This is a genomic window from Sorangiineae bacterium MSr12523, assembly GCA_037157775.1.
Lineage (GTDB): Bacteria > Myxococcota_A > Polyangia > Polyangiales > Polyangiaceae > Pendulispora > Pendulispora brunnea.
In genome coordinates this window covers 6,700,745-6,727,122 of sequence record CP089982.1, presented here as the reverse complement: position 1 = coordinate 6,727,122, position 26,378 = coordinate 6,700,745, and the positions used below count along the sequence as shown (strand labels likewise).

Below are 26,378 nucleotides of genomic sequence, written 5' to 3'. Positions count from 1 at the left end.
CTGTCGATTAGGAAAGTAACGCAGGCAATTCTACCAAGTCATGAGCTTATATTTCGAATATGAAATGCGGTGTGAATGGCCGGTTCACTCTTGACCGTGTTGCCGTTGGCGCAACAGAATAGCCCGAATCGTTTCTAGTCGGGTTGACGTCGGGCCTTCGATGACCGATGTAAACGCACCCGATCGACTAGGATTCGACGTGCGCCGAGCGTGCGAAGCGCTCGAAGGATCGCATGGATTGGTGCGCCGAAAGTCGCATGTCGAGGTGCTCGTGCCGACGGATCGAATCTCAATTGATGCGTAATATCGTACTGGATTCCAGCATTTGCATCACCGGTCTCGGTTGTCGTTTTCCCGCAGGGATCGATTCGCCCCATGCGTTGTGGAATGCCATATCCGCGCGGCGTGATTTGATTCAAGAGATTCCCGCCGACCGGTGGGATGCTGAATGCCATTACGATCCAGACGTGTGCGCGCCGGGGAAAATCTCGTCCCGGCGAGGTGGTTTTCTCGCGGATGTTGCCCATTTCGATGCTGCATTCTTCGATATATCGCCGCGCGAAGCGAAGCAGATGGACCCGCAGCAGCGTCTTGCACTGGAAACGGCGTGGGAGGCTCTCGAGGACGCTGGCTTGGGTGCGCGCAGGCTTCGGTATCATCGAACGAGCGTTTTCGTCGGCTCGATGTGGTCGGAGTACGATCTGCTCGCGTCTCGAAAGCTCGAGGGGCTATCGCCGCACGCCGCGACGGGGAACGATATTGGAATGATCGCGGCGCGAGTCGCCCACGCGTTCGGTCTTCGCGGGCCGGCGTTGTCGGTGAATACGGCGTCGTCCTCGTCGCTCGTCGCCGTGCATCTCGCGCTGCAGAGTCTGCAGGACGGGGAATGCGATCTGGCGCTGGTCGGGGGCTCGAACCTGATCCTCACGCCTTACAACACCATCAAGATGACGAAGCTCGGGACGATGGCGCCCGACGGCCTCTGCAAGGCATTCGACCATCGCGCAAACGGCTACGTGCGCTCGGAAGGGGTCGCTTTCGTGGTGCTTCAGCGGCTGTCGCGTGCGCTCGAGCACGGCGACCGCATCTATGCGGTCATCCGCGGGTCGGCGACGAACAACGACGGCCGCACGAGCAGCGTGACCGCTCCGAGCATCGAGGCGCAGGAGGCGCTGCTCCGCAATGCCTATGCGCGGGCCGGCGTATCCGTGCACGAGGTCGACTACGTGGAAGCGCACGGTACGGGAACGCCGCTCGGCGATGGCGTGGAGGCCGAGGCGCTCGGGCGGGTGCTCGGTGCCGGTCGGCCCGCGCACGATCGGCTGCGGATCGGTTCAATCAAGAGCAATCTCGGACACACGGAAGCGACCGCGGGGATTGCGGGCTTGATGAAGGCAGCTTTGGCCCTTTGCCATGGGTCGATTCCTGCGAGCCTTCACGTCGAATCGCCCAACCCCGCGATCCCATTCGATTCGCTCGGTCTGCAAATTCAAACCGAGGCGGGCGCATGGCCCGAGGTCGATCGACCGTGGCGCGCGGGCGTGAGCGCCTTCGGTTTTGGCGGCACGAATTGCCATGTGGTGCTCGAGGCGCCCCCGCGTGCGGCGGGTCTTCCTACGAAGAAGGCTTCAGGGGAACAGCGGCTGCCGTTGCTCGTGTCCGCCAAAGGTGAAACCGCGCTTCGGGCGCAGGCGAAGCGATGGGCACTCTGGTTGGAAGCCCATCCCGAGGCAAACTGGGAAGACGTCGTTCACACGGCCGCATGCCGTCGGACGCACCACGATGTTCGCGCCGCGGTGATGGCCTCGAGCACGACGGAGGCGGCGGCGGCGCTGCGTGCTCTGTCGAACGGCGAGCCGCATGCGGCGCTGACGGAAGGGCGGGCGCGAACACCCGGAAAAGTCGTCTTCGTCTACCCGGGGCACGGGTCTCAATGGCCGGCCATGGGGCGTGAGCTGTTCGCGCAGTCGGAGATCTTTGCGAATGCGGTGCGGGCTTGCGATGCGGCACTTCGCCCGTGCACGGGATGGTCGGTCGAATCGGTCTTGCGCGGCGAGCCAGATGCCCTCGTTCCACCGCGGGAGCGTGACATTGTGCAGCCCGCGTTGTTTGCCATGGCGGTCGGGCTGACGGCGCTTTGGCGATCGTGGGGTGTGGAGCCGGATGCCGTCGTCGGCCATAGCCAGGGTGAAATCGCGGCGGCCTATGTGTCGGGTGCGCTGTCGCTGGAGGAGGCCGCGCGTGTGGCCGCTGTGCGCAGCGATGTGGTGAGGCGGGTGTCGGGCGCGATGGCTCTCATCGAGCAACCGGTGAATGTCGTGGAAAAGCGGCTCGCCGAGTACGCGGGCGCTTTGTCCGTGGGGGCCGTGAACACCGAAGGCTCGACGGTGGTGTCGGGCGATACCGATGCCGTGGAGTCGCTGCTGGCGGCGGCCCAACGAGAGGGGATTTACGCGCGGCGCGTGAATATCGATTACGCATCGCACAGCCGGCACGTCGAGCCGGTTCTGCCCGAATTGAACGCGCGGCTCGCGGAGGTAAAACGAGGAAAAGGCGAGATCGCATTTTTCTCGACGGTGTTCGGGGAGGAATTGTCCGGCGAGGCGCTCGATGCGACGTACTGGTGCCGCAACTTGCGCGAGCCGGTGCGATTGGATCGCGCGCTCGCTCGCCTTGGGGATGCCGGTCATGGCGTGATGGTGGAGGTGAGCGCGCATCCGGTCCTCGAGGCGGCGCTGGCCGATTCGAGCCGGTCGCACGATGGGATCGTCGTGGGCAGCTTGCAACGAGACGCGGGCGGCGTGTCGACGTTGCTGAAGATGCTCGCCTCGCTCCACGTGCAAGGCCACCCGGTGGACTGGGACCGCGTACTCGCGCGAAGGGGAACGCCGGTGGACTTGCCGACGTATGCTTTTCAGCGCCGGCGCTATTGGCTCGACACGGACGAGCGCGATGAACGCGACACGACGAATCGGCCGAGGGACGAAATCGCCACTTGGTCCGAGGAGCTCTCCCGCTTGTCCCCGTCGCGCCGGGAGCCGTGGCTGCGTGAGCGGGTGTGCGCGGAAATCGCGGCGGTGCTCGGGATTGCGCCGTCGATGGTCCTGCCGAACGCCCCGTTGCGCGATCTCGGTTTGCGATCGCCGGTGGCCGTCGAGCTGGTGGGCCGTCTGGTCCGAAGAACGCAGCTTCGACTGACGGCGGGCTTCGTTTACAGCTATCCGAGCGCCAACGCGATGGCCCATCGTCTCCTGGAGGAGATGTTCGCCTCGGCCGACGATCCGCGATCGGGCGTGCGCGCCATCCCGCGCACGACGGGGGACGCGTCGCCCATGTCGGACGAGGAGCTGTTCGATTCGATCGATGCGCTCGTTCACGACGATCGGCCGATGAAAGGGGCGCGCTGATGGACCGCAGCGAAAAGCTTCGCGCCTACTTGGAAAAGACGATGGCCTCCCTGGCCTCGGCCAAGGAGCGACTGCGCGCGATCGAAGAGCGTGCGCGCGAGCCGATCGCGATCGTATCGATGGCCTGCCGATTCCCCGGCGGCGCCGACACGCCCGAAAAGCTTTGGGACGTGCTCGTCGAGGCCAGGGACGTCATCACCGAGGTTCCCGCATCGCGCTGGGATCTCGAACGCTTCTACGATCCGGATCCGGACGCGCCCGGCAAGACCTACAGCCGTTGGGGCGGATTCGTGGGCGATGTGGAACGCTTCGACGCCGCGTTCTTCGGAATCAGCCCGCGCGAAGCGGTGGGCATCGATCCGCAAGAGCGCTGGTTGCTCGAGATCGCATGGGAAGCGCTCGAACGCGCGGGCATCCGAGCGGGCAATCTCGCGGGCGCCAACGCCGGTGTCTACGTCGGCATGTCGGGTTCGGAATACCAAACCGAAGCGCTCTCCCATCCGGAGCGCATCGACGCCTATACGCTGACGGGTGCTTCGCCCAGCACCATCGTCGGGCGTCTCGCCTACTGGCTCGGGCTACGCGGTCCGGCGATGGCCCTCGACACCGCATGCAGCTCGTCCCTGGTGGCGGTGCATACGGCCTGCCAGGCGCTCCGACATGGCGAGTGCGATTGGGCGTTGGCCGGCGGGGTCAGTGCGCTGATGGCCCCCGAGGGCTACGTTGCATTCTCTCGTCTGAAGGCGCTCTCGCCGACGGGCCGTTGCCGGACGTTTTCCGCGGACGCCGACGGCTACGTGCGCGCAGAAGGGGGCGGCATTCTGCTGCTCAAACGCCTTTCCGATGCCCAGCGCGATGGAGACCGCATCCTCGCCCTCGTTCGAGGCAGCGCGGTCAATCAAGATGGACGAAGTCAAGGCCTTACGGCTCCGAGCGGACTCGCCCAAGAGGCAGTGATTCGAACGGCCCTGGCGCGCGCCTCCATCGATGCCGCCACGGTCGACATGGTCGAATGCCACGGCACCGGCACGAGCTTGGGCGACCCCATCGAAGTCGAAGCGCTGGCCGCCGTTTACGAATCCGGGCGCCCCGTCGAGAAGCCACTGATCCTCGGGTCCATCAAGTCCAACATCGGTCACACCGAGGCTGCCGCGGGCGTGGCCGGCCTGATCAAGACCGTCCTCGCGCTGCAGCACGCGCAAATCCCGCGCTCCCTGCACGTTGCCACGCCCAATGCCCACATCCCATGGGACCGTCTTTGCGTGAAGGTCGCCACCGAGCATCTCGCATGGCCTGCACGCGACGGTGCGCGTCGGGGAGCCGTGTCCTCGTTCGGATTCAGCGGGACGAATGCGCACGTCATCGTGGAGGAAGCGCCCGCGGCACCGCCCGAAGAAGCGGGAGAGAGCGAGAGAGACTACCCGCTGCTGATGTCAGGAGCCGAGGAGAAGGCGGTACGGGAGCAGGCGGGTCGTTGGGGGAAGTGGCTGGGCGAGCATCCGGAGACGCGATGGGAAGACGTCGTGAGGACGGCGGCGCTGGGGCGGACGCACCACGAGGTTCGCGCGGTGGTGATGGCGTCGAACGTGGAGCAAGCCCGCGAAGGGCTGGAGGCGCTGGGTCGCGGGGAGGCACACGCAGCGGTAACGGAAGGGCGAGCGCGGGCGTTGGGTCGCATGGTGTTCGTGTACCCCGGCCAGGGGAGCCAATGGGAGGGAATGGGCAAGACGCTGCTGGAGCGAAGCGAAGTATTCGCGGGAGCGGTCCGAGCGTGCGACGAAGCGCTGCGGAAGTGGACGGGCTGGTCGGTGGAGTCGGTCCTGAGAGGCGAGGCCGGAGCGGAATCGTTGGAGCGGGTGGAGGTGGTGCAGCCCGCGCTGTTCGCGATGGCGGTGGGGCTGACGGCGATGTGGCGTGCGTGGGGCGTGGAGCCGGACGCCGTCGTTGGCCATAGCCAAGGAGAGGTTGCGGCGGCGTACGTCTCGGGCGCGCTGACGTTGGAGGCGGCGTCGGAAGTGGTGGCGGTCCGGAGCGGGCTAGTGGGAACGATCGCCGGCCGCGGAGGGATGGCGGTGATCGAGCGAGGGGTGGAGGAAGTGTCGCGGCAGTTGGAGCTCAATGGAGACGGACTGTCCATTGCCGTGGTGAATACGGAGAGCTCGACGGTGGTGAGCGGGGAAGCCGGTGGAGTGTCGCGGCTGGTGGAGGCGTACGAGCGTGAGGGAGTGTTCGCGAGGAAGGTGAAGGTGGACTACGCCTCGCACAGTGAGCAGGTGGAGCCGCTGCGGGAGGAGATGCGCGAGAAGCTGAAAGGGATTCGGGGAAGGGAAACGGACGTCGAGTTCTATTCGACGGTGAGCGGGGAAGCGACGAGTGGAGCGGCGCTGGACGGCGAGTACTGGTGGAGGAACCTGAGGGAGCCGGTTCGCCTGGACCGAGCGATGAAGCGGCTGTTGTCCGAGGGATACGGCGTGTTCGTGGAGGTGAGCGCGCACCCTGTGTTGGGGCTGGCGCTGACGGAGGGAAGCTCCGGTGGAGTGGTGGTCGGAAGCCTGGAGCGAGGAGCGGGAGGGGAAGGCGCCCTTCTGCGGAACCTCGGGAGGCTTCACGCGCAGGGTTACGGAGTGGATTGGGAGAACGTGCTCGGTGCACGGCGCGGAGCCTGGGCGGACTTGCCGACCTATGCGTTTCAGCGACAGCGCTACTGGCTCGACTCCCCCCGGCGCATGTCCCACTCCTTGTTGGACGCAGACGCGCCGGATCGCTATCGGATCACCTGGACCGCGGCCACGTTGGAGAACGCCGAATGGACGTCCGATGCGCATGCGGTCCTCGGCGGTGATGGATCGCTGGCCCGCGCCCTCGGCGTGCGTGCGATCGCACGGGTCGAAGACCTTTGCGCACCATCGGACGAGGCCACGCCGCCTCGCCGTCTCGTGGTGGACCTAACCGCGCAGCATGACACCGTCGTCGCCGGCGCGCACCGCGTGGCGGGCGAACTCGTTTCGCTGCTTCAGCGGTGGCTCGCTGCGCCGGCACTCGAGAAAACGGAACTCGTGGTGATGACCCGCGGCGCGATCGCGGCGACCCCGGAGGATCCGGTGGAAGGCCTCGCGGCATCGACCGCGTGGGGCCTGTTGCGCAGCGTCCGCACGGAGCATCCCGATCGAAGGCTCCGCGTGGTGGACGCCGGTGCGGAAGATTGGACCGCGCAACGTGATCTCCTGCGCCGCGCGATCGCTACCGACGACGAGCCCGAGCTGGTCGTGCGCGCCCCTCGCGTGCTGACGCCAGGATGGCACCCTATGACCGACGCCGACCGCGCGGGCGCGTCCCCGATCGCACTCGACCCGAACGGAGCGGTGCTCATCACCGGCGGAACGGGAGAACTCGGTCGTGCATTGACGCATCACCTCGTGAGCACCCACGGTGTTCGTCACCTGGTGCTGACCTCACGCCGCGGGGAAGATGCGCCGGACGCGAGCGCGCTGCGAGCGTCGCTCCTCGCCGCGGGCGCCCAGACAGTGCAGCTCGTTGCATGCGATGCGAGCGACCGCGGTGCATGGGCGCCTCTGGTCTCCGCGCTGCGAGCGGAGCGATCGCTGACAGCGGTGTTTCACTTGGCCGGCGTGTTGGACGACGCCGTCGTGACCGGGCTGACCCCGGCGCAGGTGGAGCGCGTACTGCGGCCGAAGGTGGACGGCGCCTGGCTTCTTTACGAGGCGACGAAGGCTGCGCCGCTTGCCGCGTTCGTCCTCTTTTCCTCCGTGGTGGGTTCGCTGGGAAATCCAGGGCAAGCCAACTATGCCGCCGCGAACGCGTTCCTCGACGCGCTGGCCGGGCACCTGCGCGCACGTGGCGTGCCCGCGATGAGTCTCGCGTGGGGCGTGTGGGAGTCGAGCGGCCTCGGCATGACTTCGCACCTCGGCGCGCCCGATTTGGAGCGCTTGAAACGGCGTGGCATCACGCCCCTCAGCCGCCCGCGCGCGCTCGCGCTGCTGGACCGCGCGCTCGCGCACCCGACCGCGACGCAAGTGCTGGCCGCGCTCGACCCTGCGGCATGGCCGTTTCAGCCGCAGGCGCGCTCCGCACCGCAGGCGAATCCCCGCGTGGAAGCCTCGGCCTTGCGCGCGCGCCTCGCGCCCCTGCCCGAGGCGGAGCGCCGCGATGTCCTGTTGGACTTGGTGCGCACGGAAGCGGCCGCGGTCCTCGGCCTGCCGCGCGCGGCGCAACTTCCTCTCGACAAGTCGCTCAAAGAGCACGGTCTCGACTCCCTCATGGCCCTGGAGCTGCGCAACCGTTTGAGCGCGCGCAGTGAAACGGCCTTGCCGGCTACCTTGGCCTTCGACCACCCGACGCCAAGAGCAATGGCCGATATGTTGATGCGCCGCGCCTTCGCCGAACCGGCGCCGCAGCTCGCGCTTCCCGCAGCGCCCCGAACGGCGCACGACGAGCCGGTCGCCATCGTCTCCATGGCTTGCCGCTACCCGGGAGGCGCGGATGACCCGCGCAAGATGTGGGAGCTGCTATCGGCAGGGCGCGACGCCATCGGCCCGTTCCCGCAGGGGCGGGGCTGGGACCTCGAGGGGCTCTACGATCCGGATCCCGACGCGCCCGGAAAGTCGACGACGCAGTACGGCGGATTTCTCTACGACGCCGACCGATTCGATCCGGCATTCTTCGGAATCAGCCCGCGCGAAGCCGAGCGGATCGATCCGCAGCAACGGCTCCTCTTGGAATGCGCGTGGGAAGCTCTGGAGCGGGCAGGGATCGCTCCGCACTCGCTGGAAGAAAGCGCGACCGGGGTGTTCGTCGGGCTCGCGCACACCGACTACGGCGGGCGGTTCGTGCATCGACTCGAATCGTTCGACGGTCACCTCGTGACGGGGAATTTTCTCAGCGTCGGCTCCGGCCGCATCGCGTACACGCTCGGCCTGAAGGGGCCCGCGGTGACGGTGGATACGGCATGCTCGTCGTCGCTGGTATCCATGCATCTTGCATGCACTTCATTGCGTGCGGGCGAGTGCGATTTGGCTCTGGCGGGTGGCGCCCAGGTGATGGCCACCCCGATGGTCTTCGTCGAATTCAGCCGTCAGCGCGGCATTGCGCCCGACGGTCGCTGCAAACCGTTCGGCGCGGGTGCCGATGGCGTCGGCTGGGCCGAAGGCTGCGGGATGCTGGTCCTGAAGCGCCTCTCCGATGCACATCGGGATGGCGATCCCGTGCTTGCCGTGATCCGCGGCTCGGCGGTGAATCAGGACGGACGCAGCCAGGGGCTGACAGCGCCCAACGGTCCGAGCCAACAAGCGGTGATCGAGCGCGCGCTCGCCGTGGCCGGACTGACGGCGGCGGACATCGACGCGGTGGAGGCGCATGGAACGGGAACGCGTCTCGGCGATCCGATCGAAGCGCAAGCGCTGCTGGCCACCTACGGAAAAGCGCACAGCGCCGAGCGGCCGCTTTGGCTCGGCTCGATCAAATCGAATATCGGCCACCCGCAGGTTGCCGCCGGTGTGGCCGGTGTGATCAAGATGGTGCTGGCGCTCGAGCACGGGGAGCTTCCCGCAACCTTGCATGCCTATCCTCCGTCGCCGCACGTCGATTGGTCCCACGGGCACATCGCCCTTCTCGATGCATCCACGCCCTGGCCCCGCACGGGCACGCCGCGGCGAGCGGGCGTGTCGTCGTTCGGTGTGAGCGGTACGAACGCCCACGTGATCCTCGAAGAGGCACCGGCTCGACCGGCCAACGCGGCGGCACACGCCAAGGTGGCCCCCGCGCCGTCGATTCTGCCGTTGCTCTTGTCGGGCCACGACGAGACGGCACTGCGTGCGCAAGCCCGACGATTGCTCGAGCACGTGCGCGCAAACCCGCACGCGCGAACCTTGGATCTCGCCGCCAGTCTCGCGACGACGCGCACGCACTTGCCAGCACGGCTCGCCTGGCCCGTTCCTAGCGATGCCTCCACCGCGACGTGGACGGAGTCGCTGGCGTCGTTCGCAAATGGCGGTCCGCCTCCCACGCGCGCCTCGCAAACACCGCACGAGCCCAGCGCGGGGAAGTTGGCGGTTCTATTCACGGGCCAAGGAAGCCACCGCGCCGGGATGGGTCGAGAGCTGTACGGGAAGTACGAAGCTTTCCGGGAGTCGCTGGATGCGGTGTTCGAGGAGATGTCGAAGCACCTGGAGAAGCCGCTGAAGGAGGTGATGTTCGCGGAGGCTGGGACGCAGAACGCGGAGCTGCTGGAGCAAACGCAATGGGCACAACCGGCGCTGTTCGCGCTGGAAGTAGCTTTGTACCGGCAGTGGGAAGCGTGGGGAGTGCGGGCGGACGTGTTTCTGGGTCACAGCGTGGGGGAGCTCGTGGCGGCGCACGTGTCGGGCGTCTTGGAGTTGGGGGATGCGTGCGAGTTGGTCGCGGCGCGCGGACGGTTGATGGGAGAGCTTCCGAGCGGCGGTGCGATGGCCTCGGTGGAGGCGAGCGAAGCCGAGGTGTCGTTGCTGCTTGGGAAGTACGGGGTGTCGCTGGCATCGGTGAACGCGGCGAAGCAGGTGGTGGTGAGCGGGGAGGCGTCGGCGGTGGAGTCGTTGAGCGAGGAGCTGCGAGCGGGCGGAGCACGCGTCAAGCGGCTGTCGGTGAGCCACGCGTTCCACTCGAGCCAGATGGAGCCGATGCAGGAGGCGTACGGGCGTGTCGCGCGGAAGATGAAGTACGGAGCACCTCGGACGGGCATCGTGAGCGGCGTCACGGGAGAACGAACGGAGCTCGGGAGCGCGGAGTACTGGGTGCGTCAGGTTCGGGAGCCTGTTCGGTTTGCGGACGGCCTGCGCGCATTGGATCGGGCCGGGGTGACGACGTACCTGGAGTGCGGTCCGCAAGGGATTCTGAGCGGGCTGGGAGCGGAGAGCATCTCACCGGAGCGAGGAACGTTCGTACCGAGCCAGCGAAAAGAGCGAGGCGAAGAAGATTCGCTGATGCAAGCGGTTTGCGCGCTGCACGCGCAAGGGCACGCAGTGGACTGGAAGGCCGTCTTCGCGGGGACGGGCGCGGAGCGTGTGGAGCTTCCGACGTACGCGTTTCAGCGTCAGCGCTACTGGCTGGAAGCGCCACGCGCGCAGGAAGCACGAGCCGGGCAAACGGTGGATCACCCATGGCTGACGAGCGCCGTGCGCCTTGCGGACCGGGACGGATACGTGCTGAGCGGGCGGCTGTCGACGGAAGAGCACCCGTGGGTACTGGATCACGTGGTGGCCGGGACAGCGCTCTTGCCCGGCACGGCATTCATGGAGCTGGCCTGGGTGGCGGCGGAGGTCGTGGGCGCTGCGGCCGTGGCCGAGGTGACCTTCACCTCGCCCTTGGTGCTCGATCCATGTGCCTGCATCGAACTGCAAGTCACGATCGGCGAACCCGACGTCCATGCTCGGAGATCGTTCACCATCTACAGCCGCCCCGCGGGCAACGAGCACGCGCCGTGGACCCCGCACGCGCACGGCGCGCTCGGTGAGGACGTCGAGGCACGAACCGACCCGATGCCATCGTGGGCGAACGAGCCATGGCCACCGAGCGGCGCCGAGCCCATCGACATGTCCGAGTGGCTCGACACCGTCGATGCTTGGATCGGTCCAGCCTTTCGGGGCGTTGTGTCCGCATGGCGCCACGGGCGGACGATCTATTCCGACGTCGCACCGCCAGACGCCGTGAAGGATCGGGCGCACGAATACCGACTGCACCCCGCCTTGCTCGACGCCACGTTGCGCGCATTCCTGAAGGTCCTCCTTCGCGCCGAGGCGCGGGAAGGGCAACCGCTGCCGTTCGCGTGCTCCAACCTTGCATTGCGCGCCCCGGGCGGGTCTTCGCTCCGCGCCCGCGTGATCGTCTGCGACGACGCCGACGGGATCACCACATCGATGGACCTCGCTGGCGCCGACGGGGAAGCGGTCGCGCGCATCGGCAGTTTCCGCGCCCGATGGGCAACCGCCGAGCAGCTGCGCGAAATCACCGCCGCCAACCCGGTCCACCGCGATCTGTACCTCGTGGCCTGGATCGAAGTGACGCTCGACGAAACGACGTGGCGACCGAGCGACCACGTCGTTCTCGGGGGCGACGGTTCACTGGCGGCAGCGTTGGGCGTGCGCGCGTTCGCGAACTTCGCCGATCTGTCCACCGCCTTGGCAGGCGACGTCGCGCCGCCGCGCCGTTTGGTCATCGACCTGACAGCCTGCGATGCCGCCGCCCCGCTCGAGATGATGCATGCTGCCGCGCAGACGGCACTTTCGCGGGTGCAGTCGTGTCTCGCGTCGCCCGACTTGGCTTCGTCGGAACTCGTCGTGGTGACCCGCGGTGCCGTGGCCACGGCCGCCGACGACCGCGTGACCGCTCCTGCCGCCGCCGCATGGGGCTTGCTCCGTGCCCTCCGCGTCGAGCATCCCGACCGCACCCTCCGTGCGCTCGACCTCGGTCATGACCTCGATGACGCCCTGTTGCGTCGCGCGATGTCGACGCAGGAACCCGAGCTGGCCGTGCGCGCGGTCGTGCGGGCACCACGACTCGAGCCGGCGAACCCCACAGGCCGCACGGCATTGCCTGCCCCCGCTTCGAACGCGTGCCAGCTGCGCGTGCGAACGCGCGGATCGTTCGAGGGGCTCGAGCTCGCCGAATCCTTGGCGGCGACGCGACCGCTCGAACCGGGGCACGTGCGGATCGCGGTGCGTGCGGCGGGGCTCAATTTTCGCGACGTGTTGAACGCCCTCGGGACGTATCGAGGCGACATGGGGCCACTCGGTTTCGAAGCGGCCGGCCTGGTGATGGACGTCGGCGCTGGAGTGACCCATCTGGCGCAAGGGGATCGGGTGATGGGCCTCGTGCAAGGCGCGATGGCGACCCACGCGATCGTGGACGCTCGTCTTCTTGCGCCGATCCCGCGAGGTCTTTCGTTCGCGGAGGCCGCGACGGTTCCGGTGGCCTTTCTGACGGCCCTGCACGGTCTGCGCGGCCTTGGCGAGCTGAAGTCGGGTGAGCGTGTGCTCGTCCATGCCGCGGCCGGCGGTGTGGGAATGGCCGCCGTGCAACTTGCCCGACTCTGGGGAGCGGAGGTGTTCGCAACCGCGAGCCCGAGCAAGTGGCCGGCACTCCATCGCATGGGACTCGATCCGGAGCACATCGCATCCTCGCGTACCCTCGCGTTCGCAGAAACGTTTCGCACTGTCACGAATGGCCAAGGCGTCGACGTGGTGCTGGACGCCCTCGCCGGAGAATTCGTCGACGCCTCGTTGCGTCTTCTTTCCCCGGGAGGTCGCTTCGTCGAAATGGGCAAGAGCGACATCCGCGATGCCGAGCGCGTCTCTCAGGAGCACCCCGGTGTTCGCTACACGGCCTTCGATCTTCTCGATGCGGGGCCCGATCGCATTCAGGAAATGTTGCGCGAGCTTGCGCCGCTCTTCGAACAAGGAGCGCTCTCGCCGCTTCCGTACACCGCCTACGATCTCCGTCACGCACCGCAGGCCTTTCGCTTCATGGCCAACGCGCGTCACGTGGGCAAGCTGGTGCTCGTCCCGCCGGCCGCACTCGATCCGAATGGGACGGTGCTCATCACCGGCGGCACCGGGGAGCTCGGGCGGCATGTGGCGCAGCACCTCGTCGAAACACACGGGGCGCAGCACGTCGTACTCACTTCCCGACGCGGCATGGATGCCCCCCATGCGGCGTCGCTGCTTCGAGACTTGCGCGACGCCGGTGCTCGGACTGTCCGCATCGTGGCGTGCGACGCGGCGAACCGCGATGATCTGGCCGGCGTACTCGGTACCATTCCGCCCGCGCACCCGCTGACCGCGATCGTGCACGCCGCGGGGGTGCTCGAGGACGGTGTGGCGACGCAATTGACGGCCGAGCAGTTGGCCCGCGTTCTGCGGCCGAAAATCGACGGAGCGTGGCATTTGTACGAATTGACGAAGGAGACCCCGCTCTCGGCCTTCGTGCTGTTCTCGTCGGTCGCCGGGATTCTCGGCAGCTCGGGGCAGGCGAATTACGCGTGCGCGAACGCGCTCCTCGATGCCCTGGCCGGCTCGTTGCGCGCGCAGGGGGCGCCGGTGATGAGCCTCGCCTGGGGCTTTTGGGAGAAGGGCCATCTGGGGATGACCGCACACCTCGGAGCGAGCGACCTCGCGCGGTTGAAGCGTCAGGGAATTGCGCCGATGCCAGTCGCCCGCGCGCTCGGCCTGCTGGACCGCGCGCTGTCGCACCCCGAAGCCACCTTGGTTCCCGCGTCTCTGGACCTTGCCGCGCTCGCGCGTCACGGCGCGGTGCCATCGATGTTGCGCGGGATGATCCGTACGACGCCGCGAAAGGCTGCGGACGCGAACCTCGCCGCGCTGCCGAAGGCGCAACGGGAGCGCGCCGTGCTCGCTCTGGTGCGGAGTGAGGTGGCCACCGTCTTGGCGCTCGAAGGAGCGGACGCGGTCGCCGTCGACAAGCCGCTCAAGCATCTCGGGCTCGATTCGCTCACCGCCGTGGAGCTTCGAAATCGACTCAAGCTGCAAACCGGTACGGACCTCCCGGCGACGCTCGCCTTCGACCATCCGACCCCGAAGCGCGTCGCGGAGTATCTGCTCACGCAGCTTGCCGGTGGCCAGGAAGACCCACCCGAGAACGACCCGATGCTCGCGCACATGGGGGACGACGATTTGGCGCGGCTCCTTCTCGACCTCACCGGAGGCGCACAATGAAAGAACAGGTCTCGGTCCGTGAGGCGCTCGAAAAGAGCTTCTTCGAGATCCGCCGGCTGAATCGTGAACTCGAGCAACTCAAGAAACGCGAGCTCGAGGCGCGCGAGCCGATTGCGATCGTGGCCATGGCCTGCCGATTCCCCGGTGGGGTCGATACGCCGGAAAAGCTGTGGACCTTGCTGGCCGAGGGGCGCGATGCCATCGGCCCATTCCCCGAGGGGCGCGGCTGGGACGTGACGGGCCTGCACGATCCGGATCCGGACGCGCGGGGCAAGTCGCTCACGAGCCAGGGCGGGTTTCTCTACGACGCGGATCGTTTCGATCCGGGGTTCTTCGGCATCAGCCCGCGCGAGGCGGAGGCGATGGACCCGCAGCAGCGGCTGTTGCTCGAGTGCGCGTGGGAGGCGCTCGAACGCGCGGGCGTGGCGCCCGATTCGTTGGACTCGAGCGCGAGCGGCGTCTTCGTGGGCATCTCGTGCGCGGACTACGGCGGTCGCTTGCTGCACGAGCCCGAGGCCCTCGACGGTTTCATCGCGACGGGGACTCTCCCCAGCGTAGGATCGGGGCGCATCGCCTACACGCTGGGACTTCGCGGCCCCGCGGTGACCGTGGACACCGCATGCTCGTCATCGCTTTCGGCCATCCATCTCGCGACCTTGTCGCTGCGTGCGGGCGAGTGCGATCTGGTGCTGGCGGGCGGCGCCACCGTGATGGCGACGCCGATGGCCTTCGTCGAATTCAGCCGCCAGCGCGGCACCGCGTCCGACGGCCGCTGCAAGGCCTTCGGTGCGGCCGCCGACGGCGCAGGATGGTCCGAAGGCTGCGGTCTCCTCGTGCTCGAGCGGCTATCGGACGCGCAGCGCCAAGGCAATCGGGTGCTCGCGATCCTCCGCGGTTCCGCGGTGAATCAAGATGGGCGTAGCCAGGGCCTCACGGCGCCGAACGGCCCGAGTCAGCAAGACGTGATTCGTCAGGCATTGAAGTCTGCAGGCCTGACGGCGGCCGACATCGACGTCGTCGAAGCCCACGGCACCGGCACCCGTCTGGGCGATCCCATCGAGGCGCAAGCGCTGCTGGCAACGTACGGCGCGGCCCACACCCCGGAGCAGCCGCTATGGCTCGGTTCCATCAAATCGAACATCGGGCACACGCAAGCGGCGGCCGGCGTGGCCGGTCTGATGAAGCTGGTCCTGGCACTCGAGCACGGCGAGCTTCCAAAAACGTTGCACGCGCATCCGGCATCGCCCCACGTCGACTGGTCTCCCGGGCACATCGCGCTGTTGAACGAAGCGATGCCGTGGCCCCGGCGCGAGCGAGCCCGTCGAGGCGCGGTGTCCTCGTTCGGATTCAGCGGGACGAATGCGCACGTCATCGTGGAGGAAGCACCGGCGGCATCGCCCGAAGAAGAGGGCGAGAGCGAGAGAGACTACCCGCTGCTGGTGTCGGGAGCCGAGGAGAAGGCGGTACGGGAGCAGGCGAGTCGTTGGGCGCGGTGGCTGAGAGAGCATCCGAAGACGCGATGGGGAGACGTCGTGCGGACGGCGGCGTTGGGGCGGACGCACCACGAGGTTCGCGCGGTGGTGATGGCGTCGAACGTGGGGCAGGCCCGCGAAGGGCTGGAGGCGCTGGGTCGCGGGGAGGCACACGCAGCGGTAACGGAAGGGCGAGCGCGGACGTTGGGTCGCGTGGTGTTCGTGTACCCCGGCCAGGGAAGCCAATGGGAGGGAATGGGAAAGACGCTGCTGGAGCGAAGCGAGGTATTCGCGGGAGCGGTCCGCGCGTGCGATGAAGCATTGCGGAAGTGGACGGGCTGGTCGGTGGAGTCGGTCCTGAGGGGCGAGGCCGGGGCGGAGTCGTTGGAGCGGGTGGAGGTGGTGCAGCCCGCGCTGTTCGCGATGGCGGTGGGGCTGACGGCGATGTGGCGTGCGTGGGGCGTGGAGCCGGACGCCGTCGTTGGCCACAGCCAAGGGGAGATCGCGGCGGCGTACGCATCGGGCGCGCTGACGTTGGAGGCGGCGTCGGAAGTGGTGGCGGTCCGGAGCGTGCTGGTGGGAACGATCGCCGGTCGCGGAGGGATGGCGGTGATCGAGCGAGGGGTGGAGGAAGTGTCGCGGCGGTTGGAGCTCAATGGAGACGGACTGTCCGTCGCAGTGGTGAATACGGAGAGCTCGACGGTGGTGAGCGGGGAAGCCGGTGGAGTGTCGCGGCTGGTGGAGGCGTACGAGCGTGAGGGAGTGTTCGCGAGGAAGGTGAAGGTGGATTACGCCTCGCACAGTGAGCAGGTGGAGCCGCTGCGGGAGGAGATGCGCGAGAAGCTGAAAGGGATTCGGGGAAGGGAAACGGACGTCGAGTTCTATTCGACGGTGAGCGGGGAGCCGACGAGTGGAGCGGCACTGGACGGCGAGTACTGGTGGAGGAACCTGAGGGAGCCGGTTCGACTGGACCGAGCGATGAAGCGGCTGCTGTCCGAGGGATACGGCGTGTTCGTGGAGGTGAGCGCGCACCCTGTGTTGGGGCTGGCGCTGACGGAGGGGAGCTCCGGTGGGGTGGTGGTCGGAAGCCTGGAGCGAGGAGCGGGAGGGGAAGGCGCGCTTCTTCGGAACCTCGGGAGGCTGCACGCGCAGGGTTACGAAGTGGATTGGGAGAACGTGCTCGGTGCACGGCGCGGAGCCTGGGCGGACTTGCCGACCTATGCGTTTCAGCGACAGCGCTACTGGCTCGACTTGCCGCGGGGCACTTCGCTCGCCGCGCCAGGATCGCTGGCCATCGATCACCCGTGGTTAACCGGCGCGATCCGCTTGGCCGATCGAGCGGGATACGTCGTGAGCGGAGGCCTTTCGACGGGCGCGCACCCGTGGCTCTTGGATCACGTGGTGCTGGGCACGGCGTTGCTTCCGGGAACCGCATTCATCGAGCTCGCGCTTGCCACATGCGAGGCCGTTGGCGCGACGGAGCTCGCGGAGCTGACCATCGAAAGCCCGCTGGCGCTTTTCGAGGCCGAAAGCTTGGCGCTGCAGATCCGCATCGAAGAAGCCGACCCCTCCGGGCAGCTTCGCTTCGCGATCTACAGCCGGCCCGAGGATGCGACCGAGGCGGCGTGGACCGCTCATGCCCGCGGCGCGATGCGCGCGACCGCACGAGAGACACGCGCGGACGACACCGCGCGATGGGCGGTGGACGCGTGGCCGCCGGCGGGCGCCACCCCGATCGACGTGACCCAATGGCTCGAGATGCTCGACGGGTGGGTCGGCCCGGCGTTCCGCGGGGTGACCTCTGCGTGGCGCGACGGGCAGACCATCTATGCCGATTTGGCTCTGCCCGATGTCGTCGCCGGGCAAGCACACACCTTCGCGCTTCACCCCGCGTTGCTCGATGCCTCGCTGCAAGCGCTCCTGCGGGCGGAGCTCGGCTCGAATCCGTCGGTACGCGAAGGGATCCCGATGCCGTTCGCGTGGTCGGACGTCGCACTCGAGGCACGCGGGGCGGCCGCCGTGCGCGCGCGCATCGTCGTGAAGCCCACGGACGGGGACGACCGGCTTGCGGCATCGATCGAATTGGCCGACGCACTCGGGCATCGTGTCGCGCGGATCGGTGCATTCGATGCGCGATGGGCCACGGCGAAGCAAGTGCGCGACGCCGCGGGCAAAACCGAGCACGCCCTGTACCAGCTTGCATGGAACGAGATCGCGCTGAACGAGAACACGTCGCTGACCGAGGACCAGGTGGTGCTCGGCGGTGATGGTACGCTGGCCACGCTGCTGCACGCGCGCCGCGTGATGGACCTGACGGCGTTGTCGGAGCCGCCGCGCCGGATCGTGATGGACCTGACGGCGCGAGACGAAGGCGCCGTCGTGAGCGCAGCCCACCGCACTGCGTGCGAAGCCGTCTCGCGCCTTCAGCAGTGGCTCGCCGCGCCCGAACTCGAGGGCACGGAGCTCGTCGTGATGACCCGCGAGGCGGTGGCAGCACGCTCGGACGATCGCGTGGACGGGCTCGCCGCAGCGACGGTATGGGGCATCTTGCGAAGCGCCCGCACCGAGCACCCCGATCGCGTGCTCCGTTCCGTGGACCTCGGCCCGGGCGATCTGGAGGAACAGCGCGCGCTCGTGCGCCGGGCCATCCACGCGAACGAAGAGCCGGAGCTGGCATTGCGCGGGTCTCACGTGCTCGCGCCGAGACTGCGTGCGGTGACCGAGCTCGAGCCGACCAAAGCCGGCACACCATGGCGCAATCGCGATCCTAACGGCGCGGTCTTGATCACCGGCGGCACGGGAGAGCTCGGACGCGATGTGGCCCGTCATCTGGTGAGCACCCACGGCGTTCGGCACCTGGTGCTGACGTCCCGCCGTGCGCCGGAAGCGAACACCTTGGTGGACGCGCTGCGCGAGGCCGGCGCGCATACGGTGCGGCTCGTCGCGTGCGACGTGAGCGATCGCGGCGCCGTCGAAAACCTGATCTCCGGCATCACCGCGGAACGCCCTCTGACGGCGGTGTTTCACGCGGCGGGCGTACTCGACGATGCGCTGACGGCGCATCTGACACCCGAGCAAGCGGAGCGCGTGCTGCGGCCGAAGGTCGACGGAGCGTGGCATTTGTACGAGGCGACGAAGCGCGCGCAGCTTTCGGCCTTCGTGCTGTTCTCGTCGGCGGCGGGGACGCTGGGGAGCGCGGGGCAGGCGAACTACGCCGGGGCCAACGCCTTTCTCGATGCCTTGTCGGAGTACCTGCAGGCGCGCGGCGTACCCGCGAAGAGTCTCGCGTGGGGCTTCTGGGAACCGCGCGGGTTCGGCATGACGGCGCACCTCGGCGCGGCCGATCGGGCGCGGATGAAACGGGAAGGCGTCGCCGCCCTGTCCCCGGCGCAGGGGCTAGCGCTGCTCGATCGGGCGCTCGCTCGCCCGGAGACGGTCCTCGTCCCCGCAGCGCTGGATCTCGCCTCGATGCGCGCGCGCCGTACCCGACGCCCGACCGCGCTCGCATCGACCGAGAACCGCCCGCGCGCGGAAGCTTCCGCCCTGCGAGCCCGCCTCGCGACCCTGTCCGAGACGGAGCGCCGCAGTGCCTTGCTGGATCTGGTCCGCGCCGAAGCCGCGGCGGTCCTGCGCATGGCGAGTGCGGAGCAAGTTCCCCCGGACAGGCCGCTTAGAGACCTCGGACTCGGCTCGCTCACGGCCGTCGAACTGCGCAACCGCCTAAGCGCGCGCAGTGAAACGAACCTGCCTGCAACGTTGGCCTTCGACCACCCGACGCCGCGCTCGATCGCCGAAATGTTGATGCGGCGTGCGTTCGTCGAGCTGACGCAAGAGACGCACGCTCACCCGCCCGCGGCGCGGCAGACAGCGCACGACGAACCGATCGCGATCGTGTCGATGGCGTGCCGGTACCCGGGAGGCGTGGATAGCCCGAGCAAGCTCTGGGAGCTGCTGTCGGAAGAGCGTGATGCCATCGGCCCCTTCCCGGAGGGGCGAGGGTGGGACCTCGAGCGCCTCTACGATCCGGATCCCGATGCGCCTGGGAAATCGGTGACGCGGCACGGGGGCTTTCTGTACGACGCCGATCGATTCGACCCGGCGGTCTTCGGGATCAGCCCGCGCGAGGCGGAGCGGATCGATCCGCAGCATCGCCTCCTCCTGGAGTGCGCGTGGGAAGCTCTGGAGCGCGCGGGGATGGCGCCGCAATCGTTGGAGGGTACCGCAACGGGGGTGTTCGTCGGACTGGTGTACGGCGACTACGGCGGCAGGCTCCTCTCTCGACTGGAGCTGTTCGACGGCTACATCGCGACCGGGAGCTTCGGGAGCGTCGGCTCGGGCCGGATCGCGTACACGCTGGGCCTGAAGGGACCTGCGGTGACCGTGGACACCGCGTGTTCGTCGTCGCTGGTATCCGTACATCTTGCATGCGCATCGCTGCGCGCCGGTGAGTGCGATTTGGCGCTGGCCGGAGGCGCGACGGTGATGGCGACGCCCATGGCGTTCATCGAATTTAGCCGGCAGCGAGGGATGGCGCCGGACAGCCGATGCAAAGCCTTCGGCGCAGGTGCAGATGGCATTGGCGCTGCGGAAGGGTGCGGCGTGTTGGTCTTGAAGCGGCTCTCGGATGCCGAGCGCGATGGAGATCGCGTGCAGGCGGTGATTCGAGGGTCGGCGGTGAATCAAGATGGGCGGAGCCAGGGGCTGACGGCACCCAACGGTCCAAGCCAACAGGAGGTGATCCGGCAGGCGCTGTCGACAGCCGGAGTATCGGCGGCGGACGTCGACGTGGTGGAGGCCCACGGAACCGGGACGCGCCTCGGCGATCCGATCGAGGCGCACGCACTGCTGGCGACCTACGGGAAAGCGCACAGTGCGGAGCGCCCATTGTGGCTCGGTTCGATCAAGTCGAACATCGGTCACACCCAGGCCGCGGCGGGGGTAACGGGTCTGATCAAGCTGGTGCTCGCTCTGGAGCACGGCGAGCTGCCGAGGACCTTGTACGCTGATCCTCCTTCGCCGCACATCGACTGGTCTCAGGGACATATCGAGCTGCTGAACGCGCCGGTGTCCTGGCCCCGCGGTGACCGTCCTCGTCGCGCGGCCGTGTCTTCCTTCGGCATCAGTGGCACCAACGCCCACCTGATTCTCGAGGAGTCCCCCGCTCGAACATCGAGCGCAAAGCCCCCGGTCTCGCCGTCGCGCCTCTCCTTGCTGCCGCTCCTGCTATCGGGCCAGGACGAAACCGCCTTGCGCGCGCAAGCAGCCCGGCTTGCGGAGCATTTGCGAGCGCACCCCACGCGTCTCTTGGACGTGGCATCGAGTCTCGCCACGACACGCGCCCACCTCCCGTCGCGACTCCTTTTCACAGTCCCGACGAACGCGCCCCTCGACGAACTGGCCGCCCAGCTCTCGAAGTTCGCGACCGACGGGATGCCGCCTCCCGGGGCGATGACCACCACGGAAACGCGGACCGCGGGGAAGTTGGCGGTTCTATTCACGGGGCAAGGAAGCCATCGCGCCGGGATGGGTCGAGAGCTGTACGGGAAGTACGAAGCTTTCCGGGAGTCGCTGGATGCGGTGTTCGAGGAGACGTCGAAGCACCTGGAGAAGCCGCTGAAGGAGGTGATGTTCGCGGAGGCTGGGACGCAGAACGCGGAGCTGCTGGAGCAAACGCAATGGGCACAACCGGCGCTGTTCGCGCTGGAAGTAGCTTTGTACCGGCAGTGGGAAGCGTGGGGAGTGCGGGCGGACGTGTTTCTGGGTCACAGCGTGGGGGAGCTCGTGGCAGCGCACGTGTCGGGGGTCTTGGAGTTGGGGGATGCGTGCGAGTTGGTCGCGGCGCGCGGGCGCTTGATGGGGGAGCTTCCGAGCGGCGGTGCGATGGCGTCGGTGGAGGCGAGCGAAGCCGAGGTGTCGTTGCTGCTTGGGAAATACGGGGTGTCGCTGGCGGCGGTGAACGCGGCGAAGCAGGTGGTGGTGAGCGGGGAAGCGTCGGCGGTGGAGTCGTTGAGCGAGGAGCTGCGAGCGCACGGAGCACGCGTCAAGCGCCTGCCGGTGAGCCACGCGTTTCACTCGAGCCAGATGGAGCCGATGCAGGAGGCGTACGGGCGCGTCGCGCGGAAGATGAAATACGGAGCACCTCGGACGGGCATCGTGAGCAGCGTCACGGGAGAACGAACGGAGCTCGGGAGCGCGGAGTACTGGGTGCGTCAGGTTCGGGAGCCTGTTCGGTTTGCCGACGGGTTGCGCGCATTGGATCGGGCCGGGGTGACGACGTACCTGGAGTGCGGTCCGCAAGGGATTCTGAGCGGGCTGGGAGCGGAGAGCATCTCACCGGAGCGAGGGAAGTTCGTACCGAGCCAGCGAAAAGAGCGAGGCGAAGAAGATTCGCTGATGCAGGCGGTGTGCGCGCTGCACGCGCAAGGGCACGCGGTGGACTGGAAGGCCGTCTTCGCAGGGACGGGCGCGGAGCGCGTGGAGCTTCCGACGTACGCGTTTCAGCGTCAGCGCTACTGGCTGGAAGCGCCACGCGCGCAGGAAGCACGAGCCGGGCAAACGGTGGATCACCCATGGCTGACGAGCGCCGTGCGACTTGCGGACCGGGACGGGTACGTGTTGAGCGGGCGGCTGTCGACGGAAGAGCATCCGTGGGTGCTGGATCACGTGGTGGCCGGGACGGCGCTGTTGCCCGGCACGGCCTTCGTGGAGCTGGCCTGGGTGGCGGCGGAGGCCGTGGGCGCTGCGGCCGTGGCCGAGGTGACCTTCACCTCGCCCTTGGTGCTCGATCCATGTGCCTGCATCGAATTGCAAGTCACGATCGGCGAACCCGACGTCACCGGACGGCGTCCCTTCGCCGCGTACAGCCGCGGCAACGACGACGATGCGTGGACCCAACACGCCAGCGGCCTTTTGAGCCCGCGGCAAGCACCGAGCGCCGAGGCGCCGGAGCTGCACGCGTGGCCACCACCCGGCGCGCAGCAAGTCATGGCGGATGGCGGCTACGCGTGGCTCGCGGCGCAGGGCTACGGCTACGGCCCTGCATTTCATGGATTGCGTGAGGTGTGGCGTGCAGGCCGAACCCTGTACGCGCGCGTGGCCCTTCCCGACGCCGTTGCAAAGACCGCGGAACGCTTTTCTCTTCACCCTGCCTTGCTCGATGCGGTGCTCCACTCGTTGGCGCGCCCTGCGTTGGAGGCCGCACACGCCTCCCACGTGGACAAGGTGCTCTTGGCGTTCGCGTTTTCGGACATCGTCATCGACGCGCGCGGCGCGACGGAGGTGCGGGTACGTCTCGACGCCGAGGCCGACGGAGACGACGACCGGATTGGAGCGTCCATTCATCTCGTCGATGGATCGGGACAGCGTGTTGGCCGGGTCGGACTCTTTCGAGCGCGATGGACCACCACCGAGCGCGTTCGTGCCTTGGCCGGTGTTGCCGGACGCGGGTGCTCGCTCCACCGCACCGTATGGAACGAGACGCCCCTGGAGGCCGTGCACGATGCGGCTCATGGGCAGGTCGTGCTCGGCGGCAATGGCGAGTTGGCCGCCGTGCTGGGCGTGCACCCGAACGCCACGCCCTTGCGCCGGCTCGTCCTGGACCTGACGGAGCCATCGCAAGACGGCATCGTCGCAAGCGCGCACCGCATCGTGGGCCAAACCGTTTCGCGGCTTCAGCACTGGCTCGCCGATCCGTCGCTGGAGAAAACCGAGCTGGTGGTGGTGACGCGCGGAGCGGTGCAAGCCATGCCCGACGATCCGATGGCCGGCGTCGCCGCCGCGGCCGTGTGGGGCCTTCTGCGGAGCGCCCGCATGGAGCACCCGGAGCGCGCGATCCGTGCGGTGGACGCCGGCCCGGAAGATTGGCAGGAGCAGCGAGAGCTTCTGCGCCGAGCGGTCGCGGCCACCGGAAAAAATGAGCTGGCCTTGCGTGCGGGGGCCGCGCACGCGCCGAGCCTGCACGCGGTTGCCACCAACGGCTCTCCCTCTTCCGCATCGACCGCATGGCACGGCTTGGATCGAGAAGCGGCGGTGCTCATCACCGGTGGAACCGGAGAGCTCGGCCGAGACGTGGCGCGCCATCTGGTGACGGCCCACGGGGTGCGGCACCTCGTACTCACATCACGTCGCGGGGCGTCTGCGCCGGATGCGGATGCGTTGTCGGCATCGTTGCGCGAGGCGGGTGCGCAGTCGGTGCAGATTGCCGCCTGCGACGTGGTCGATCGAAACGCCGTCGAAGACTTGGTCGCCGCCGTGACGTCCGAGCGGCCGCTGACGGCGGTGTTTCACATGGCCGGTACGTTGGACGACGGCGTGTTGACCCGCCTGACGGCGGAGCAACTGGAACGGGTGCTGCGGCCGAAGATCGACGGCGCATGGCACCTTTACGAGGCCACCAAGAGCAGCGGCCTTTCGGCGTTCGTGTCGTTCTCGTCGGCGGCGGGAACGCTGGGGAGTGCGGGGCAAGGGAACTACGCCGCCGCGAACGCGTTCCTCGATGCCTTTGCCGGATACCTGAAAGCGCGTGGCGTGCCCGCCAAGAGCCTCGCGTGGGGCTTCTGGGAACAGCGCGGCCTGGGGATGACCGCGCGCCTCGGTGCGGCGGATTTTGCGCGGATGAAGCGGGAAGGGATCGAGGCCATGCCGGTCGCCCAGGCGCTGCGCCTGCTCGATCGGGCGCTGGAGCAACCGGACGCGATGCTCGTGCCCGCGTCGCTGAACCTGCGCGCGCGGTCGCAGCCTGCGGATCGCACGACGGCGCCGCGGCACGCGCCCTCGACCCTGCACGCGCGCCTCGCCCGTCTGTCCGATGACGAGCGTCGCGACGCCTTGGTGGAGCTCGTCCGCGCCGAGGCGGCCGCCGTTCTCGCGCTCACGGTGTCGACAGCGGTATCGGTCGAACGTCCCATCACGGAGTTGGGACTCGACTCGCTCACGGCCGTCGAGCTGCGCAATCGGCTGATGCAGAAATGCGGGACCGATCTCCCATCGACCCTCGTCTACGACTACCCGACGGCGAGGTCGATCGCAGAGCTCCTGGACCATCAACTCGGCATTCGCGCGGCCTCTTCGAAGGCCCCCCTGCAATCCGAGCCTCACGCTCCGCGCATCGAGGATCTCGAAACCGACGCGCTGCTGCAGCTTGCCGCGCAACTCATCGACGACGGCTCATGAATCAAGAAATGCTTTTGCGGCAGACGCTCGAGAAGAGCCTGCACAAGATCCAGCGCCTCCATCACGAAGTCGAACGGCTCAAAACGAGCTCACGCGAGCCGATCGCGATCGTGTCGATGGCGTGCCGGTATCCGGGAGGCGTGGATAACCCGAGCAAGCTCTGGGAGCTGCTGTCGGAAGGGCGCGATGCGATCGGCCCGTTCCCCGAAGGGCGCGGGTGGGACCGCGAAGGCTTGTACGACCCCGACCCCGATGCACCCGGCAAAGTGGTCACGCGGCAAGGGGGCTTTCTATACGACGCGGATCGCTTCGATCCGACGTTCTTCGGGATCAGTCCGCGTGAGGCCGAGCGGATGGATCCGCAGCAGCGGCTCTTGCTGGAATGCGCATGGGAAGCCCTGGAGCGCGCGGGAACGGTGCCGCACTCGCTCGAGGGGAGTGCGACGGGCGTGTTCATCGGGCTGCTGTACGGCGACTACGGCGGGAGGCTCCTGTCGCAGTTGGACTTGTTCGATGGGTACGTCCTGACGGGGACCTTCGGGAGCGTCGGCTCGGGTCGGATCGCGTACACGCTGGGCCTGAAAGGGCCTGCGGTGACCGTGGACACCGCGTGCTCGTCGTCGCTGGTGACCGTGCACCTTGCATGCGCGTCGCTGCGCGCCGGTGAGTGCGATTTGGCGCTGGCCGGAGGCGCGACGGTGATGGCGACACCCATGGCGTTCATCGAATTCAGCCGGCAGCGGGGGATGGCGCCCGATGGCCGGTGCAAGGCGTTCGGAGCCGGCGCCAACGGAATCGGTGCATCCGAAGGGTGCGGAATGCTGGTCTTGAAGCGGCTCTCGGACGCCGAGCGCGATGGAGATCGCGTGCTCGCGGTGATCCGAGGGTCGGCGGTGAATCAGGACGGGCGGAGCCATGGGCTGACGGCGCCCAATGGTCCGAGCCAGCAGGACGTGATCCGGCGCGCGCTGACCAACGCGGGGCTGGAGGCGCACGACATCGACGTGGTGGAGGCGCACGGAACGGGGACGCCGCTGGGCGATCCGATCGAGGCGCAGGCGCTGCTGGCGACGTACGGCCAGTCGCACACCGCGGAGCGGCCGCTGTGGCTCGGCTCGATCAAGTCGAACATCGGGCACACGCAAGGTGCCGCCGGTGTGGCTGGGTTGATGAAACTGGTGCTCGCTCTGGAGCACGGCGAGCTGCCGCGGACGTTGCACGCCGATCCCCCTTCGCGCCACGTCGATTGGTCGCGAGGGGGCGTCGAGCTGCTTCAGCGCGCGGTGCCGTGGCCCCGCTCGGACCGACCGCGCCGTGGCGCCGTGTCGTCGTTCGGCGTGAGCGGCACCAACGCGCACGTGATCCTCGAAGAGGCGCCCGCTGCCGCCGTCGCAGTGCCGCCGGCGGACGTCGCTCTCCTTCCACTGCTGCTCTCGGGCCACGACGAGACAGCCTTGCGCGCGCAGGCCGGACGCTTGGCCGAGCACCTTCGCTCGCACCCCGAGCTGTGCCCCATCGAGCTGGCGGCGAGCCTCGCCCTGCGCAGGTCCCACTTCGCCCAGCGGCTCGCGATTTCGGTGCACGCGGAAACGACGACCGAGGGGCTG

Annotated in this window: 4 protein-coding genes (1 of these 4 cut by a window edge); all 4 read left to right on the top strand. The window is 68.1% G+C overall.

All coding sequences use genetic code 11. The features are described from left to right. The first annotated feature begins 296 nt into the window (after positions 1 to 296). Tightly spaced (each overlapping or abutting the next), the 4 genes in view from LZC95_25760 to LZC95_25745 form a layout consistent with a single transcriptional unit that may run on beyond the window. Positions 297 to 3,407 (top strand): acyltransferase domain-containing protein, encoded by a 3,111-nt coding sequence (locus tag LZC95_25760; GenBank protein ID WXA89899.1) that lies wholly within the window; start codon positions 297 to 299, stop codon positions 3,405 to 3,407. Next, positions 3,407 to 14,128, top strand: a complete 10,722-nt coding sequence (locus LZC95_25755; GenBank protein WXA89898.1) for an SDR family NAD(P)-dependent oxidoreductase — start codon at positions 3,407 to 3,409, stop codon at positions 14,126 to 14,128. Before LZC95_25760 ends, LZC95_25755 begins: the two co-directional genes overlap by 1 nt. Further along, the gene (locus LZC95_25750; protein ID WXA89897.1) at positions 14,125 to 24,771 is read left to right on the top strand and encodes a type I polyketide synthase; all 10,647 of its coding nucleotides are present in this window, start codon (positions 14,125 to 14,127) and stop codon (positions 24,769 to 24,771) included. Before LZC95_25755 ends, LZC95_25750 begins: the two co-directional genes overlap by 4 nt. Next, positions 24,768 to 26,378: the 5' end (the start) of a type I polyketide synthase gene (locus LZC95_25745; GenBank protein ID WXB00206.1), read on the top strand. The gene runs 3,810 nt beyond the window's last position; only the first 1,611 of its 5,421 coding nucleotides appear in the window; the start codon lies at positions 24,768 to 24,770; the stop codon falls past the right edge of the window. The genes LZC95_25750 and LZC95_25745 overlap by 4 nt, the downstream gene beginning before the upstream one ends.

Excerpts from the sequence above, each read along its gene's own strand:
- LZC95_25760 (WXA89899.1), top strand. The coding sequence starts at position 297 with ATGCGTAATATCGTACTGGATTCCAGCATTTGCATCACCGGTCTCGGT.
- LZC95_25755 (WXA89898.1), top strand. The coding sequence starts at position 3,407 with ATGGACCGCAGCGAAAAGCTTCGCGCCTACTTGGAAAAGACGATGGCC.
- LZC95_25750 (WXA89897.1), top strand. The coding sequence starts at position 14,125 with ATGAAAGAACAGGTCTCGGTCCGTGAGGCGCTCGAAAAGAGCTTCTTC.